Annotated in this window: 13 protein-coding genes; 2 read left to right on the top strand and 11 right to left on the bottom strand. The window is 69.8% G+C overall.

Annotated elements, in window-relative coordinates; translation table 11 throughout:
* Nucleotides 1-5: 5 nt before the first annotated feature.
* The 6 genes from JL475_RS08240 to JL475_RS08215 form a co-directional block, all read right to left on the bottom strand.
* Complete coding sequence (locus tag JL475_RS08240) at nt 6-449, bottom strand: DUF948 domain-containing protein (RefSeq protein ID WP_202276769.1); 444 nt, start codon at nt 447-449, stop codon at nt 6-8.
* 295 nt (nt 450-744) lie between these two features.
* On the bottom strand, nt 745-1,359 hold the full coding sequence (gene rpsD, locus JL475_RS08235; RefSeq protein WP_109379468.1) for a 30S ribosomal protein S4: 615 nt from the start codon (nt 1,357-1,359) through the stop codon (nt 745-747).
* A 338-nt stretch (nt 1,360-1,697) separates the two neighbouring features.
* Nucleotides 1,698-3,053 (bottom strand): replication-associated recombination protein A, encoded by a 1,356-nt coding sequence (locus JL475_RS08230; RefSeq protein ID WP_202276768.1) that lies wholly within the window; start codon nt 3,051-3,053, stop codon nt 1,698-1,700.
* A 43-nt stretch (nt 3,054-3,096) separates the two neighbouring features.
* A complete protein-coding gene (locus tag JL475_RS08225; RefSeq protein WP_202276767.1) occupies nt 3,097-3,756 on the bottom strand; it encodes a vitamin K epoxide reductase family protein in 660 nt (219 codons plus the stop codon).
* Between the two features lie 344 nt (nt 3,757-4,100).
* A complete protein-coding gene (hisS, locus tag JL475_RS08220) occupies nt 4,101-5,363 on the bottom strand; it encodes a histidine--tRNA ligase (protein ID WP_202276766.1) in 1,263 nt (420 codons plus the stop codon).
* An 11-nt stretch (nt 5,364-5,374) separates the two neighbouring features.
* Complete coding sequence (locus tag JL475_RS08215) at nt 5,375-6,085, bottom strand: MBL fold metallo-hydrolase (protein WP_202276765.1); 711 nt, start codon at nt 6,083-6,085, stop codon at nt 5,375-5,377.
* 203 nt (nt 6,086-6,288) lie between these two features.
* Between JL475_RS08215 and JL475_RS08210 the strand changes: the two genes are divergently transcribed.
* Together JL475_RS08210 and JL475_RS08205 are read left to right on the top strand one after the other, a co-directional pair.
* Complete coding sequence (locus JL475_RS08210) at nt 6,289-7,110, top strand: peptidylprolyl isomerase (protein WP_202276764.1); 822 nt, start codon at nt 6,289-6,291, stop codon at nt 7,108-7,110.
* A 137-nt stretch (nt 7,111-7,247) separates the two neighbouring features.
* Nucleotides 7,248-8,477, top strand: coding sequence for a DUF349 domain-containing protein (locus JL475_RS08205; RefSeq protein ID WP_202276763.1), 1,230 nt, complete (start codon nt 7,248-7,250; stop codon nt 8,475-8,477).
* Between the two features lie 139 nt (nt 8,478-8,616).
* Here the strand turns inward: JL475_RS08205 and JL475_RS08200 are convergent, their stop codons facing one another.
* The 5 genes from JL475_RS08200 to yajC form a co-directional block, all read right to left on the bottom strand.
* Nucleotides 8,617-11,187 (bottom strand): bifunctional (p)ppGpp synthetase/guanosine-3',5'-bis(diphosphate) 3'-pyrophosphohydrolase, encoded by a 2,571-nt coding sequence (locus JL475_RS08200; protein WP_202276762.1) that lies wholly within the window; start codon nt 11,185-11,187, stop codon nt 8,617-8,619.
* Nucleotides 11,188-11,381: 194 nt separating this feature from the next.
* Complete coding sequence (locus tag JL475_RS08195) at nt 11,382-11,930, bottom strand: adenine phosphoribosyltransferase (RefSeq protein ID WP_202276761.1); 549 nt, start codon at nt 11,928-11,930, stop codon at nt 11,382-11,384.
* On the bottom strand, nt 11,927-13,054 hold the full coding sequence (gene secF, locus JL475_RS08190; RefSeq protein WP_202276760.1) for a protein translocase subunit SecF: 1,128 nt from the start codon (nt 13,052-13,054) through the stop codon (nt 11,927-11,929). Before secF ends, JL475_RS08195 begins: the two co-directional genes overlap by 4 nt.
* A 3-nt stretch (nt 13,055-13,057) precedes the next feature.
* Nucleotides 13,058-14,848, bottom strand: a complete 1,791-nt coding sequence (secD, locus tag JL475_RS08185) for a protein translocase subunit SecD (protein ID WP_202276759.1) — start codon at nt 14,846-14,848, stop codon at nt 13,058-13,060.
* 128 nt (nt 14,849-14,976) lie between these two features.
* Nucleotides 14,977-15,510 carry a preprotein translocase subunit YajC gene (yajC, locus tag JL475_RS08180; protein ID WP_202276758.1) on the bottom strand — a complete coding sequence of 178 codons (534 nt, stop codon included), beginning with the start codon at nt 15,508-15,510 and terminating at the stop codon, nt 14,977-14,979.
* Nucleotides 15,511-15,580: the final 70 nt, after the last annotated feature.

Here is a 15,580-nt window from a genome sequence, read left to right as displayed (position 1 = left end):
CTGCGTCAGTCCTTCTTTCCCCGGGTGCGCCCCGCCCGCCGCATGCCCGGGACGGCGCGGCCCACGATCACGGTGCGTCCCGGTGTCCTGGCGGACGTGTCCTCCTTGCGGCCGCTGACGGCCCGGCGCACGCCGTAGCCGAAGGCGGCGACCTTGACCAGCGGGCCGCCGAAGGTGGAGGCGACGGTGGTCGACAGCGCGGAGGCGTTGGAGGTGACCTCCTGGACGTCGGAGGCGATCGCGTCGACCCGTTCGATCTGGGTCTGCGCGGAACGCACCGCCGAGGAGGCGTCCGCCAGCAGCGGGACGGCCTGGTCGGTCACGTCCGCCACGAGCCTGGTGGTCGCCCGGAGCGTCTGGGCCAGCCTCGCCAGTGCGACGGCGAGGAAGGAGACCAGGATCGCCCAGAACACGGCCACCAGGATTCCGGCCACCTCTCCACCGGACACTGTGTGCACCTGCTCCCTGAGAAACGTGCCTGCCACATCGAAGACCCTCGAAGAACCTCGAGGACCCTCAAGGAACACCGAGGGACACCGAGGGACACCGAGAACTTCGAGAAACACCGAGAACGTCAAGAAATTCGTGCACCGAGCCTATCGCGCCGGTGGCGGGACTCCGTACCTGATTACCGTCCGGCGGGGTCGACACGTCGTGGGCGGGGCGCCCACGCAGCAGCCCGCCGCCCCGCCCGCCCTGGAGGGCGGGGAGACGGCGGGCTGGGGTACCGCCTGCCTGCTGGGGTCAGCGGGCGTAGAACTCGACGACGAGCTGCTCGTCGCAGATCACCGGGATCTCCTTGCGGTTCGGCTCACGGTCCAGGCGGAACGCCAGGGCCTTGAGGTTCACCTGGAGGTAGCGCGGGGTCTCGCCGTCGGGGGCGAAGCCACCCTCGCGGGCGATCGTGAAGAGCGTCTTGTCCTTGCTGCGCTCACGGACCTGCACGACGTCGTCCGGGCGCAGGAGGAAGGAGGGCTTGTCGACCTTCTTGCCGTTGACCTGGATGTGGCCGTGGGTGACCATCTGACGGGCCTGGTAGATCGTGCGGGCGATGCCCGAACGCAGGACCAGGGCGTCGAGACGGCGCTCGAGCTCGATGACGAGGGCGTCACCGGTCTTGATCGTCGTCTTGGCGGCACGCTCGTACGCGCGGACGAGCTGGCGCTCGCTGATGTCGTACTGGGCGCGCAGGCGCTGCTTCTCCAGCAGACGGACCTTGTAGTCCGAGTTCTGCTTGCGGCCGCGGCCGTGCTCACCCGGGGGGTAGGGGCGGGCCTCGAAGTACTTGACGGCCTTCGGGGTCAGCGCGATACCCAGGGCACGCGACTTCTTGACCTTGGGGCGGGACTGGTTCGCCATGAACCAAACACCTCGTGTTCTCTGTGCGAATACGGCTTCACCAGGGTTAAGGGAGGTCGCATCCGCAGCCGGGGAAACCCCGCGGGTCCGTGGCCGGACCTGCCGGGCAGCCGCTCCCCTGATCTGGGCACATACGTGCAGCACGCGAGTGGCCCACCGACCGCTCCCGGGATTCCGGGTGGTGGTGGGCTGCCCGCGACACCGTTCGACGGTGCGCGACGCTCCTGGAGATTCCTGCCCGGGGGCAGGCCCTCCTGCTGGATGTCCCGCTCTGGTGGTGCCGGTTTCCCTTGCGGGGCCGGACACGGGACGCAGCTTTGGAAAATTCTACAGGGTGCTCACGGCTGCTTCCGACCGAGGTGCTTCCTGGTCCATTCCGCCGCGTCGGCGTACCGCGCCTCGGCTCCGTGCCGGGTGGGCTCGTAGTACGCGCGGTCCTTCAGGGCGTCCGGGGCGTACTGCTGCCGCGCGATGCCCTCGGGCAGGTCGTGCGGGTACACGTACCCCTGCGCGTGGCCCAGTTTGGCCGCGCCCTTGTAGTGCCCGTCGCGCAGATGCCGCGGCACGGGCCCGGCCAGTCCCTTGCGCACGTCGTCCAGGGCGGCGCCGATCGCGGTGGTGGCCGCGTTGGACTTGGGGGCCAGGGCGAGGGCGATGGTGGCGTGGCTCAGGGTGAGGGCGGCCTCGGGGAAGCCGATCATGGCGACGGCCTGGGCGGCGGCGACCGCGATCGGCAGCGCGTTCGGGTCGGCGAGGCCGATGTCCTCGCTGGCGGAGATCATCAGGCGGCGGGCGATGAAGCGGGGGTCCTCGCCGGCCTCGATCATCCGGGCCAGGTAGTGCAGGGCTGCGTCGACGTCGGACCCGCGGATGGACTTGATCAGGGCGCTGGCGACGTCGTAGTGCTGGTCGCCGGAGCGGTCGTACTTCACGGCGGCCCGGTCGACCGTCTCCTCCAGGGTGGCCAGCGAGATCGTCGTCTCGCCCTTGTCCAGCGCGGCCCCCGCGGCGGCCTCCAGGGCGGTCAGGGCACGGCGGGCGTCCCCGCCGGCGATGCGCACCAGATGGTCCCCGGTGTCCTCGGGGAGAGCGACGGCGCCCTTCAGGCCCCGTTCGTCGCCGAGCGCGCGGTGCAGCAGGCCGCGGACGTCGTCGTCGGTGAGGGGTTCGAGGGTGAGCAGGAGGGAGCGGGAGAGCAGGGGGGAGATGACCGAGAAGTAGGGGTTCTCGGTGGTCGCGGCGATCAGCGTGACCCAGCGGTTCTCGACCGCGGGGAGCAGGGAGTCCTGCTGGGCCTTGCTGAAACGGTGGATCTCGTCGAGGAAGAGGACGGTCTCCGTGCCGTACCCGCCGGAGGCGCGGCGGGCGCCGTCGATGACCGCGCGGACCTCCTTGACGCCCGCGGTGATCGCCGACAGCTCGACGAAACGCTTGTTGGTGGCCTTGGAGACCACGTAGGCCAGGGTCGTCTTGCCGGTGCCGGGAGGCCCCCACAGGAACACCGAGGACGGGCCCGCGGGACCCGAGGCGCCCTCGCCGACCAGTCGGCGCAGGGGTGAGCCCGGCTTCAGCAGATGCTGCTGGCCCACCACCTCGTCGAGTGTGCGCGGGCGCATCCGCACGGCGAGGGGGCTGCCGGTCGGGTCCTTCTGCTGGCGTTCTTCTGCTGCGGCGGTGAACAGGTCGGGCTCCACGTCGGCAACCCTAAATGACCGCACCGACAACGCGGCGGGCCCGTCAGCTGGTCCAGAAATGCCACCAGCGGGTCAGGATCAGCATGCCGATGACGCCGATGTGCAACACCGGCATGACCCAGGTGAACTCGCCGAAGAAGCTCCTCAGCCAGCCGGGGGCGGGCAGGAAGCCCTTGCGGACGTTGAACGACGTCACGTACCAGAACATGATGATCGTGGCGACCCAGGCCAGGCAGCACCACAGGCACAGGGCGTTGATCCGGTACAGGGACTGGAACATCAGCCAGGCGCAGAAGCCGGTGCCGAACAGGGTGCCCGCGTTGAGGGTGAGCCAGTACCAGCGGGGGAAGCGGGCCCCGGCGAGCAGGCTCATGCCGACGCAGACGACGATGCCGTAGGTGACCAGGCCCAGCATCGGGTTGGGGAATCCGAAGACGGACGCCTGGTCGCTCTCCATCACGCTGCCGCAGGAGACCACCGGGTTGAGACTGCATCCGGGGACGAACGTCTCGCCCTTGACCTTGGCCTCGAGCAGCTTGAACTTGTCCAGCGTGATGACCCACGCGGCGAGTACGCCGGCCGCGCCGGTGATGACCAGGAGCAGGGCGAACGCACGGCCGGCGCCCTCGCGGGGCGGCCCGGCGGCGGGTCCCGCAGAAGACTCGGGCACGGTGGACACGTCCTTCACAGTCGTCTTGCTCATCACGCCGATTCCGTCGCTGGGGAGTGTGGACCTGCTTCGGGCAGGGCCATTGTGCCGTACCCACCCGTGCACCCACCGCCCACTGACCACAAGAACGTACGAGTCACCCCGGTGAGCGCTCGGTTTCGGCCGCCGTCTGTGCCATGACCGCACACACGCCCCAGCCGGCTCCCCCGTTCGGGCGAACCGGCGTTCCGGGGTTCCCGGGGTTCCCGGGGTTCTCGGGGTTCTCGGGGTTCCCGGGGTTCTCGGGGTTCCCGGCATTGACGCCGAAGGCGCCGGGTGCCGCAGGGGCACACCGGCACCTCCGTGGCGCGTGGTCCGCGCGTGGCCGCGTACGGAGATCAGCCGAGCCGTGCCTCCAGCTCGGCCACGATCTCGTTCACGCCGACCGCGGTCTGCTCGCCGGACTCCATGTCCTTGAGCTGGACGACGCCCTCGGCGAGGTCGCGCTCGCCGAGCACCAGGGCGTAGCGCGCGCCCGAGCGGTTGGCCGCCTTCATCGCCGCCTTCAGGCCCTTGCCGCCGTAGGCGAAGTCGGCGGCGACGCCGTTCTTGCGCAGTTCGGTGACCTTGGCGAACAGTACCCGGCGGGCCTCGTCGCCGAGCGGGACGGCGAACACGCGGGTGGTGGCGGGGAGCTCGAGTTCGACACCCTCCGCCTCCAGGGCCAGCACGGTGCGGTCGACACCGAGCGCCCAGCCGACGGACGGCAGCGCGGGGCCGCCGATCATCTCGGAGAGACCGTCGTAGCGGCCCCCGCCGCCCACCGCGGACTGGGAGCCCAGACCGTCGTGGACGAACTCGAAGGTGGTGCGCGTGTAGTAGTCCAGGCCGCGCACCAGCCTCGGGTCGTCCTCGAACGTGACGCCCGCGGCCGTGATCAGCTCGCGGACCTCCTCGTGGTACGTCTTGCAGGCGTCGCACAGGTAGTCGCGCAGCAGGGGGGCGCCGGTCAGCTGCTTCTGGACCGACTCGCGTTTGTCGTCCAGGACGCGCAGCGGGTTGATCTCCGCGCGGCGCAGGGTGTCCTCGTCCAGGTCCAGGCCGCGCAGGAAGTCCTGCAGCGCGGACCGGTAGACGGGGCGGCACTCCTTGTCCCCCAGGGAGTTCAGCAGGATGCGGAAGTCGCTGAGCCCCAGGGAGCGGTACGCCTGGTCCGCCAGGATGATCAGTTCGGCGTCCAGCGCCGGGTCCTCGGCGCCGATCGCCTCCGCGCCCACCTGGGAGAAGTGGCGGTACCGGCCCTTCTGGGGGCGTTCGTAGCGGTAGTACGAGCCGGAGTACCAGAGCTTGACCGGGAGGTTGCCGGCCTTGTGCAGGTTGGCCTCCAGGGCCGCGCGCAGCACGGAGGCCGTGCCTTCGGGCCGCAGGGCGAGGCGGTCGCCGCCCTTGGTCTCGAAGGCGTACATCTCCTTGGTGACGATGTCGGTGGACTCGCCGACACCGCGCGCGAACAGCTCGACGTTCTCGAAGCCGGGTGTCTCGATGTAGCCGTACCCGGAGTCGCGCAGCGGGGCGGCGATGGCCTCACGGACGGCGAGGTACTTGGCGCTGTCCGGCGGGATCAGGTCGTAGGTGCCCTTGGGGGCCTTGAAGGTGCTCACGGAAGGTCTTGTCACATTCCTCGTCGGGGAGCGTCCACATCCGCTCCCTGGCCGGCCGCCACCTGCCGCAGATACGGGTTGGTGGCGCGCTCCTGGCCGATGGTCGTCTGGGGTCCGTGTCCGGACAGCACCACGGTCGAGTCGTCGAGCGGCAGGCACACGCGCGCCAGCGAGTCGAGCAGGTCGGCCATGTCACCGCCGGGCAGGTCGGTGCGTCCGATGGAGCCGGCGAACAGCAGGTCGCCCGAGAAGAAGACCGGCGGGATGTCCGCCGCCTCGGGCAGGCCGAAGGTCACCGACCCCTTGGTATGCCCCGGGGCGTGCGCGACCGTCAGCTCCAGCCCGGCCAGTTCGAGTTTCACGCCGTCGGTCAGCTCCCTGACGTCGTCCGGCTCCCCCACGGTCAGCTCGCCCATCAGCGGCATCCCGATGGAGCGGCCCAGGGCCTTCTCGGGGTCGCTCATCATGTACCGGTCGTCGGGGTGGATCCAGGCCGGTACGTCGTGCGCCCCGCACACGGGGACGACGGAGGCCACATGGTCGAGGTGACCGTGGGTGAGGACGACGGCGACGGGCTTCAGCCGATGCTTGCGGACCGCCTCCTCCACTCCCGGGGCGGCCTGATGGCCGGGGTCGATGATCACGCACTCCTCACCGGCGGCGGGGGCGACGAGATAACAGTTCGTCCCCCAGGCCCCGGCGGGGAACCCGGCAATGAGCACGATCGTCCTTCGTTGTGTCGAGGGTCGTGTCGACGGTTGTGTCGATACGAGAGGCTTGCGACGGGCTCGCGCCCGTCGTCAGAGCCTACCGGCGCTGCCGATTCCACAGCGAACCCATATACGGTACGGGGCACACCCAGACGGTCGGTCCGCCGCAGGCACGCGTACCGGTCGGCACACGAGACGCATGAGGAGTGAACCCGGTGGTCAGCCAGGAACAGCGGCGGCGTCAGCTCGCGCGGGAGAAGTTCTTGCGGCAGCAGCAGCGGCGCACCCAGGCGCGACGCAAGGCGCGGATCCGCAACTCGGTGATCGCTTCCGCGCTCGGCGTGGTCCTGATCGGCAGCCTCGCGCTGTACACGACCGGGGCGTTCGAATCGGACGGGGACAAGGCCAACGCGAGCGCGGAGGTCACGCCGAGCGCCGAGGCGCCCAGCAAGGCGCCCGACCCGTGCGAGAAGCCGGCCGGGGGTGAGGTCGCGTCGAAGACCTGGAAGAAGGAGCCGGCGATCTCCATCGACAAGTCGGCGAAGTACACGATGACGCTCGAGACGACCTGCGGCACGATCGACATGGCGCTCAAGGCGTCGGCGGCCCCGCACACCGTCAACTCGTTCAACTTCCTCGCCGACAAGGGCTACTTCGACCACAGCAAGTGCCACCGGCTCACCACCAACGGCATCTACGTGCTGCAGTGCGGTGACCCGACGGGCACCGGCACCGGCGGTCCCGGCTACACGATCCCGGACGAGAACCTGAAGGACGAAAGCCTGAAGGACAACACGTACCCGGCGGGCACCGTCGCGATGGCGAACACCGGGCAGAAGGACAGCGGCGGCAGCCAGTTCTTCCTGGTGTACGAGGACAGCCCGCTCCCGCCGAGCTACACGCCGTTCGGCACCGTCTCGGAGGCCGGCATGAAGGTTCTGAAGAAGATCGCCGCCGCCGGTGACAGCACCGGAGCGGGTGACGGCGCGCCCAACGCGACGGTCGTGATCGACAAGGCGACCGTCACCGAATCCTGACCGCCCAACTGCGGAATTTCGGTCGCGCGGGATGCGGACAGGTGTCCCGTCGGTCGCCTATGTTGGCCGTGACGAAAACTGTGGACGATGCCCGGGGGCAGCAAAGCCCTCCGCAGGCATCATGTGGAGGAGGCGCTGTGAGCAGCGACCCGTGGGGCCGCGTCGACGAGACGGGCACCGTGTACGTGCGTACGGCCGACGGAGAGCAGGTCGTCGGTTCCTGGCAGGCGGGCTCCCCCGAGGAGGCACTGGCCTACTTCGAGCGCAAGTACGAGGGCCTGGTTGTCGAGATCGGCCTCCTCGAGAAGCGAGTGAAGACCACCGACCTGTCCTCGAAGGACGCCATGACGGCGGTCGAGCACCTGCGGGAGCAGGTCGACGCCCATCACGCGGTCGGTGATCTGGCCGCCCTCCGCGTGCGTCTGGACAAGCTCGTGGAGCTGGTGGACAAGCGTCGCGAGGAGCGCAGGGCGCAGCGGGCGAAACAGTCCGACGAGGCCCGTCAGGCCAAGGAGACGCTGGTCGCCGAGGCGGAGGAGCTGGCGGGCTCGGACCAGTGGCGGGCGGCCGGTGAGCGGCTGCGGGCGCTGGTGGACACCTGGAAGGGGCTGCCCCGGCTGGACCGCAAGTCCGACGACGAGCTGTGGCACCGCTTCTCGCACGCCCGGTCGGCGTTCTCCAAGCGGCGCAAGCAGCACTTCGCGCACCTGGACGCGCAGCGCGAGGAGGCCCGCAAGACCAAGGAGCGTCTGGTCGCCGAGGCGGAGGCCCTGTCGAACTCGACGGACTGGGGTGCGACGGCGGCACGCTACCGGGACCTGATGGCGGAGTGGAAGGCCGCGGGCCGCGCCCAGCGCGAGCACGAGGAGGACCTGTGGAACCGCTTCCGCGGCGCCCAGGACGTCTTCTTCGCCGCCCGCGGTTCGGTCTTCGCCGAGCGTGACGCGGAGCAGGCGGAGAACCTCAAGCTCAAGGAGGAGCTGGCCGAGGAGGCCGAGAAACTCCTGCCGGTCACGGACCTGAAGGCCGCCCGGGCCGCGTTCCGCGCGCTCAACGAGCGCTGGGAGGCCATCGGCCATGTGCCGCGGGACGCCCGGCCGAAGGTCGAGGGCCGGATGCAGACCGTGGAGCGGGCCATGCAGGAGGCCGAGGAGGCCGAGTGGCGCCGGACCAACCCGGAGGCACGCGCGCGTGCCGAGGGTCTGACCGGTCAGCTCCAGGCCGCCGTGGACAAGCTGAGGGGCCAGATCGAGCAGGCGCGGGCGCAGGGCAACGAGGCCAGGGCCCAGAAGCTCGAGCGGGAGCTGGAGGGCCGCCAGGCGCTGCTGGACCAGGCGCTGAAGGGACTCCAGGAGTTCGGCGGCTGACGACGGGCGCCGCGCGCTGAGAGGGGCTCCCGTACCGGGTGTACGGGAGCCCCTCTTCTGTGCTTTCCGTGCCTCGCGCTTCGTGCTTCGCGCCCCGTGGCTCGCGTGCCGTGCGCGTCCTTCGTGCGCGGCCGCGGGTCTACCGGTTGCGGGCCGAGGTCACCCGGTACACGTCGTAGACGCCCTCCACGCCCCGTACCGCCTTCAGGACGTGCCCGAGGTGCTTCGGGTCACCCATCTCGAAGGTGAAGCGGGAGGTGGCGACACGGTCGCGGGAGGTCTGGACGGCCGCGGAGAGGATGTTGACGTGCTGGTCGGACAGCACGCGCGTGACGTCCGACAGCAGCCTGGAGCGGTCCAGCGCCTCGACCTGGATGGCGACCAGGAAGACCGAGGACTGGGTCGGCGCCCACTCCACCTCGAGGATGCGCTCGGGCTCCCGGGACAGCGAGTCCACGTTCACGCAGTCGCTGCGGTGGACCGAGACACCGCTGCCGCGGGTCACGAAACCGATGATCGGGTCACCGGGGACCGGTGTGCAACAGCGGGCCAGCTTGACCCAGACGTCGTCGACGCCCTTGACGACGACGCCGGGATCGGCGCTGGTGCGGCGCTTGCGCCCGCGTCCGCGGGCCGGCGGCACCGACTCGTCGATCTCCTCGGTGGCCGCCTCCTCCCCGCCGAGGGCCTGCACCAGCTTCTGGACGATGTTCTGCGCGGCGACATGGCCCTCGCCGATCGCCGCGTAGAGCGCGGAGATGTCCGAGTAGCGCATCTCGTGCGCCAGCGTGACCAGCGAGTCGCCGGTGAGGATGCGCTGGATCGGCAGGTTCTGCTTGCGCATCGCGCGGACGATGGAGTCCTTGCCCTGCTCGATGGCCTCGTCGCGGCGCTCCTTGGAGAACCAGGCGCGGATCTTGTTGCGGGCGCGCGGCGACTTGACGAAGCCGAGCCAGTCCCGGGAGGGGCCCGCACCGGCCGCCTTGGAGGTGAAGACCTCCACCAGATCGCCGTTGTCCAGGGTCGACTCGAGCGGTACGAGACGGCCGTTGACCCGGGCTCCTATGGTGCGGTGGCCGACCTCGGTGTGGACCGCGTAGGCGAAGTCCACCGGGGTGGCGCCCGCGGGGAGCGCGATGACATCACCCTTGGGGGTGAAGACGAAGACCTCGTTGCGGGACAGGTCGAAGCGCAGGGACTCCAGGAACTCGCCGGGGTCCTCGGTCTCCTTCTGCCAGTCGAGGAGCTGCCGCAGCCACGCCATGTCGTTGATGGCGGCAGAATCCTTGCCGGCCTTGCCTGCCGCCTTGGGCGCGTCCGTGCGGACCTTTGAGGCTCCGGCGACGGCCTCCTGCTTGTACTTCCAGTGCGCGGCGATACCGTACTCGGCGCGGCGGTGCATGTCGAAGGTGCGGATCTGGAGCTCGACGGGCTTGCCGCCGGGACCGATGACCGTCGTGTGCAGCGACTGGTACATGTTGAACTTGGGCATCGCGATGTAGTCCTTGAACCGGCCGGGAACCGGATTCCATCGCGCGTGCACCGTGCCGAGGGCCGCGTAGCAGTCGCGGACGGTGTCCACGAGGACGCGGATGCCCACCAGGTCGTAGATCTCCGCGAAGTCCCGGCCGCGGACGATCATCTTCTGGTAGACGCTGTAGTAGTGCTTGGGTCGGCCGGTGACGGTGGCCTTGATGCGTGCGGCCCGCAGGTCCTGCTGCACCTCGTCGGTGACGACGGCGAGGTACTCGTCGCGTTTGGGGGCGCGCTCGGCGACCAGGCGGACGATCTCGTCGTACATCTTGGGGTAGAGGATCGCGAAGGCGAGGTCCTCCAGCTCCCACTTGATGGTGTTCATGCCCAGCCGGTGGGCGAGCGGCGCGTAGATCTCCAGGGTCTCGCGCGCCTTCTTCTCCTGCTTCTCGCGCTTGAGGTAGCGCATGGTGCGCATGTTGTGCAGGCGGTCGGCGAGCTTGATGACCAGGACGCGGGGGTCCTTGGCCATGGCGACGACCATCTTGCGCACGGTCTCGGCCTGCGCGGCCTCGCCGAACTTGACCTTGTCCAGCTTGGTGACGCCGTCGACCAGCAGGGCGACGGTGTCGCCGAAGTCGCGGCGGAGCTGCTCCAAGCCGTACTCGGTGTCCTCCACCGTGTCGTGCAGCAGGCCGGCCATCAGGGTGGCCGGGTCCATGCCCAGTTCGGCGAGGATCGTGGTCACGGCGAGCGGATGCGTGATGTACGGGTCGCCGCTCTTGCGCTTCTGGCCGCGGTGCCAGCGCTCGGCGACCTGGTAGGCGCTCTCGATCTGGCGGAGCGTGGCGTTCTCGATCTTGGGGTCGTTGCTGCGGACTATCCGCAGCAGCGGTTCCAGCACCGGGTTGTACGGGTTGGCGCGCTGCACACCGAGTCGGGCCAGCCGGGCGCGGACACGGTTGGAGGAGCCGGAGCGGGCGGGCTGCCCGGTGTTCGGGCGGACCATGGGGGCGGAGCGCTCGGGCGGCGGGGGTCCCCCCGCGCGAGCGGAGTCGAGCGGGGGGGCGGGCTTGGGACGCGGCTGCTCGGGCTTGTCCGCGGCGGCGGCCTGGGCATGCTGGACCGGCCCGCGCGTGTCGTTCTTCGCGTAGGGCGTGCTGAGCACGGGCTTGGCCGCGGCAGCCGAGTCGGACTCGGGCTTGTCTGCCGTCAGGTGCTGGGCCTCGTCTGGCAAGAGGACTCCTCGTGCGCTTTCCGGGTCCCCGGCAGGCTCCGGAGCCCCCATGGTAGCCATCCCCGGCCGGTGCCTGTCCTGCGGACCGGTGTGAGGACCGTCCACCCGTGAAACGCACGGGGCGGGCACCTGATTCCTCAGGTGCCCGCCCCGTGCGGTGTTCACCGCGCTCCACGCGCGTCCCGCGTCGCCGCTCAGAGCCTGAGCAGTGCCTCCAGCGGGGCCCCGGCCAGGGCCGGTTCCACCCTGGCCCGGCCTCCGAGGAAGCCGAGTTCCATCAGCACGGCGAAGCCCACGACCTCGGCGCCGGCCCTGCGGATGAGTTGCACCGACGCCTCGGCGGTGCCGCCGGTGGCGAGCACGTCGTCGATCACCAGGACGCGGTCGGCGGCGGTCAGGTCCTCGGCGTGCACCTCGATCTCGGCGGAGCCGTACTCCAGGTCGTACGCCTGGCTGAGGGTGGCTCCGGGGAGCTTGCCCGCCTTGCGCACGGGGATGAACCCGAGGCCGGCCTGGACGGCGACCGGGGCACCGAGGATGAAGCCCCGGGCCTCCAGGCCGACGATCTTGGTGGCGCCGGTGGCTTCGGCGATCCCGACGAGGGCGTCGCTGAGCACGGCGAACGCCTTGGGGTCGGCCAGGAGCGGAGTGATGTCCTTGAACAGCACACCCGGCTCCGGGTGGTCCTCGACGTCCCGGATACGGCTCAGCAGCAGTGCGGAGGCGTCGGTTGTTTCGGTCATCTGCGTTTTCCTGAGGGTCGGCCGCGCCCGCGGTTGCGGGACGCGGGTTGATGGCGTGGCCCCACGACGGCGGGGCCGGCGGGAACGGCGTCCGCCGGCCCGTCGTCGTGGCTGTCGTCGGGCACCCGGATCTCGGCCGGCTCGCCCGTGTCCGTGCCCTGGGCCCGCTTGGCCAGGACACGCTTCCTCAGGGTCCGCATCGACGGCTCGCGCTCCTTGAGGTCGGCGACGAGCGGCGTGGCGATGAAGATCGAGGAGTACGCGCCGGCGGCGAGACCGACGAACAGGGACAGCGAGATGTCGTTCAGCATGCCGGCGCCGAGGACTCCGCCGCCGATGAACAGCAGGGCACCCACCGGCAGCAGCGCGACCACCGTGGTGTTGACGGAGCGGACCAGCGTGCTGTTGATGGAACGGTTGGCGATCTCACTGTAGGTCCAGCGGGTCTGCTGGGTGATGTCGCGGGTCTGTTCCTTGAGGCTGTCGAACACCACGACCGTGTCGTAGAGCGAGTATCCGAGGATGGTCAGCAGACCGATCACCGTACCCGGGGTGACCTCGAAGCCCACGAGGGCGTAGATGCCGACGGTGATGGTGATGTCGTGGATCAGCGCGATGAACGCGGCGACGGCCATGCGCCACTCGAAGGCGACGGCCAGATAGATCACGACCAGGAACAGGAAGATGCCGAGGCCCAGCCAGGCCTTGTTGGCGATCTGCTCGCCCCAGCTGGGACCGACCAGGTCCGCGTTGATCTGATCGGGGTCGACCTTCAGGTCCTGGGAGAGCTCTGTCTTGATCTTGTCCGAGGTGCTGGTGTCGATGGCCGCGATCTGGATGCGCAGACTGCCGTCGCCGAGCTTCTGGACGATGGCGTCGTGGCCGGAGGCCTCTTCCGCGTAGGTCTCGGCCCGGGCGACCGAGGTGCTCATGTTCTTCGGGGTGGTGAAGACCGCCCCGCCCTGGAACTCGATGCCCATGTGGAGGCCGCGCACCGTCAGGCCGACGACGGCCAGGACGGTGATCAGGATGGAGATGCCGTACCAGATCTTGCGGCTCTTGATGAAGTCGTAGCCGACCTCGCCGTGGTGCAGCCGGGCGCTGAGATTACCGAGCTTCGACATCTCTCACGCCTCCTTCGGGTGGGAGGGGGCGGAGTGGTGGCGGGTGCGGCGCAGCGGCGGCTTGGCTCCCAGGGCCTTCGGGTCGAGACCGGACCACTTGTGACCGCTCGCGAAGAACTTCCGGCGGGCCATCAGCGTCAGCAGCGGCTTGGTGAACAGGAACACCACCACGACGTCGAGCACCGTGGTCAGCCCGAGCGTGAACGCGAAGCCCTGGACCTTGCCGACGGTGACGGCGAAGAGCACCGCGGCGGCGAGGAACGAGACGAAGTCGGAGACCAGGATGGTGCGCCGGGCGCGCGGCCAGGCCCGCTCCACGGCGGGGCGCAGGGTGCGGCCCTCGCGGATCTCGTCCCGCACGCGTTCGAAGTAGACGATGAACGAGTCCGCCGTGATGCCGATCGCGACGATGGCACCGCAGACGGCCGGCAGGTTCAGCGCGAAGCCGATGGTCGGGCCGAGCAGGGCCATGATCACGTAGGTGAGGGACGCGGACACCAGCAGCGAGGCGACGGCGATGAAGGACAGACCGCGGTAGTAGACCAGCAGGTACAGGACGACCAGGGCGAGGCCGATCGCACCGGCGATGAGACCGGCGTGCAGCTGGTCACCGCCGAGCGCGGCGGTGACGGTGGTGACGCTGTCCTCGTGGAACGTCAGCGGCAGCGCGCCGTAGGACAGCATGTTGGCGAGTTCCTCGGCCGACTTCTGCGTGAAGTTGCCGGAGATCTCCGCGTTGCCGCCGGTGAGGGCCTGGCTGACGTAGGGGGCGGAGACGACCTCGCCGTCCAGGACGATGGCGAACTGGTTCTGCGGGGACGGGTTCTGGGCCAGCTTGCCGGTGATGTCGGCGAACTTGCTGCTGCCCTTGTCCGTGAAGTCCATGGTGACGGTCCAGCCGGCACCGGACTGCGTGTTGAGGACGGCCTTGGCCTGGTGCACGTCCGTGCCGTCGACGGCGGCGGGGCCGAGGATGTACTTCTGCCACTGGCCCTGGGAGTTCTGGCCGCAGGCCACCGTCGAGTCGGTGGACTTGGCGCCGTCCCCGGCGGTGGCGCGGGCGCTCGCCCTGGTGCAGTCGAGCGCGGCGTACTGGGCCTGGAGCCTGCCGTCCGTCTCGCCCGGGGTACTACCCGTGGCGGACGGGGAGGGGGCGGCCCCGTCCTCGGCCGGGCCGCTGGGGGGCGCCGACGGCGTGGCGTCGGCCTTCAGGGCGTCGGTGACCGCGCGGCCCTGGCTGGTGGAACTCGCCGACGGGCTGGGGGAGGCGGACGGGGACCCCTCGTCGGTGGTCTTGTCCGTGGCCTTGTCGGTGGCCTTGTCCGCGCCGGTGCCCTGGCTCGAGGCGTCACCGGTGGTGCTGGGCGTGGGGGCGGTCTCTCCGGTGGCGAGCTCGGTCGCGAGGACCGGACGGAAGTAGAGCTTGGCGGTGGTGCCGACCTGCTTCCGGGCCTGCTCGGAGTTGGCGCCCCGGGGAATGTTGACGATGATGTTACGGTCGCCCTGCGTCTGGACCTCTGCCTCGGAGACGCCGAGACCGTTGACGCGGCGTTCCATGATGGAGACCGCGGTTGCCATGTTGGCGGGGTTGATCGCGGATTCCTGGCCGGCCTCGGGGACCGCCGCCAGTGTGATGCTGGTGCCGCCGGCCAGATCGATGCCCAGACGCGGGGTTTTGTGCCCGGAGGCGAACATGCCTCCGGTGAGCGCCACGATGGCGATCAGGATCAGGGTGAGCGAGCGCCACGGCTTGCTTGTGACGCTCGCTTTGTTTCCCTTTTTGAGTGCAGCCACCTTCGTACTCCCTCTCGGGCCGCCTCGGGCCCGGTCGATGGGCGGGCGGCCATGACTGGTCTGGGAATTCCGTGCGAACGGGGCGGGTCCCGGGGTGCGCGGACGGACCCGCGCACCCCGGGGATGGACTACTTCGTCCCGGAACCGCCCTCGGACTTCTTCGGCTGCTCGTCCGTCTTCGCCTTGTCGGCCGCGTCGGCGTCGGCCGGCTCGTCGGCCGTGTCAGCCGTTTCCTTCTCGTCTCCCTCGTCCCCCTGGTCCTTCTTACCGAAATCGACCGGCGTCTCGTCGGAGGCGGCAGCGCCGGGAGAGTCGTCGGTCTCGGTGAGGGAGGAGGCGTCGTCGGGGACGACGTCGGCGTCGGACTTCAGGTCGTGCTCGATGCCGTGGACGATGTGGTTGTACTCGTCGTCGCTCAGGACGGCACCGATGGAGTTCTTCGCGAACAGCAGTTCCACGCCGGGGCCGGCGTCGAGGAGGACCGTGTCCTCACTGACCTCCTTGACCGTGGCGTACATGCCCCCGATCGTGCGGACACCGGAACCCGGCTGCATCTGGTTCCGCATATCGATGGCCTGCTGCTGCTTCTTCTTGGCCGACCGGGTCATCAGGAACATGGCCCCGATGAGCACAATGAAAGGGAGGAGGGTCAGGAGACTCACGGGTCGGACTTCCTTCACATGACCGCGATGGTGAACGGCCTGTTGGTTGGGGGTATGTGATGCCGCCTCC

Origin of the sequence: Streptomyces sp. M2CJ-2 (assembly GCF_016757295.1) — a bacterium.
GTDB lineage: Bacteria > Actinomycetota > Actinomycetes > Streptomycetales > Streptomycetaceae > Streptomyces.
This window is presented reverse-complemented; position numbering and strand designations above follow the sequence as displayed.

Bases quoted from the DNA above. Each gene is read 5' to 3' on its own strand.
- rpsD (WP_109379468.1), bottom strand. From the start codon at position 1,359: ATGGCGAACCAGTCCCGCCCCAAGGTCAAGAAGTCGCGTGCCCTGGGT.
- JL475_RS08225 (WP_202276767.1), bottom strand. From the start codon at position 3,756: ATGAGCAAGACGACTGTGAAGGACGTGTCCACCGTGCCCGAGTCTTCT.
- JL475_RS08195 (WP_202276761.1), bottom strand. From the start codon at position 11,930: ATGACCGAAACAACCGACGCCTCCGCACTGCTGCTGAGCCGTATCCGG.
- secF (WP_202276760.1), bottom strand. From the start codon at position 13,054: ATGTCGAAGCTCGGTAATCTCAGCGCCCGGCTGCACCACGGCGAGGTC.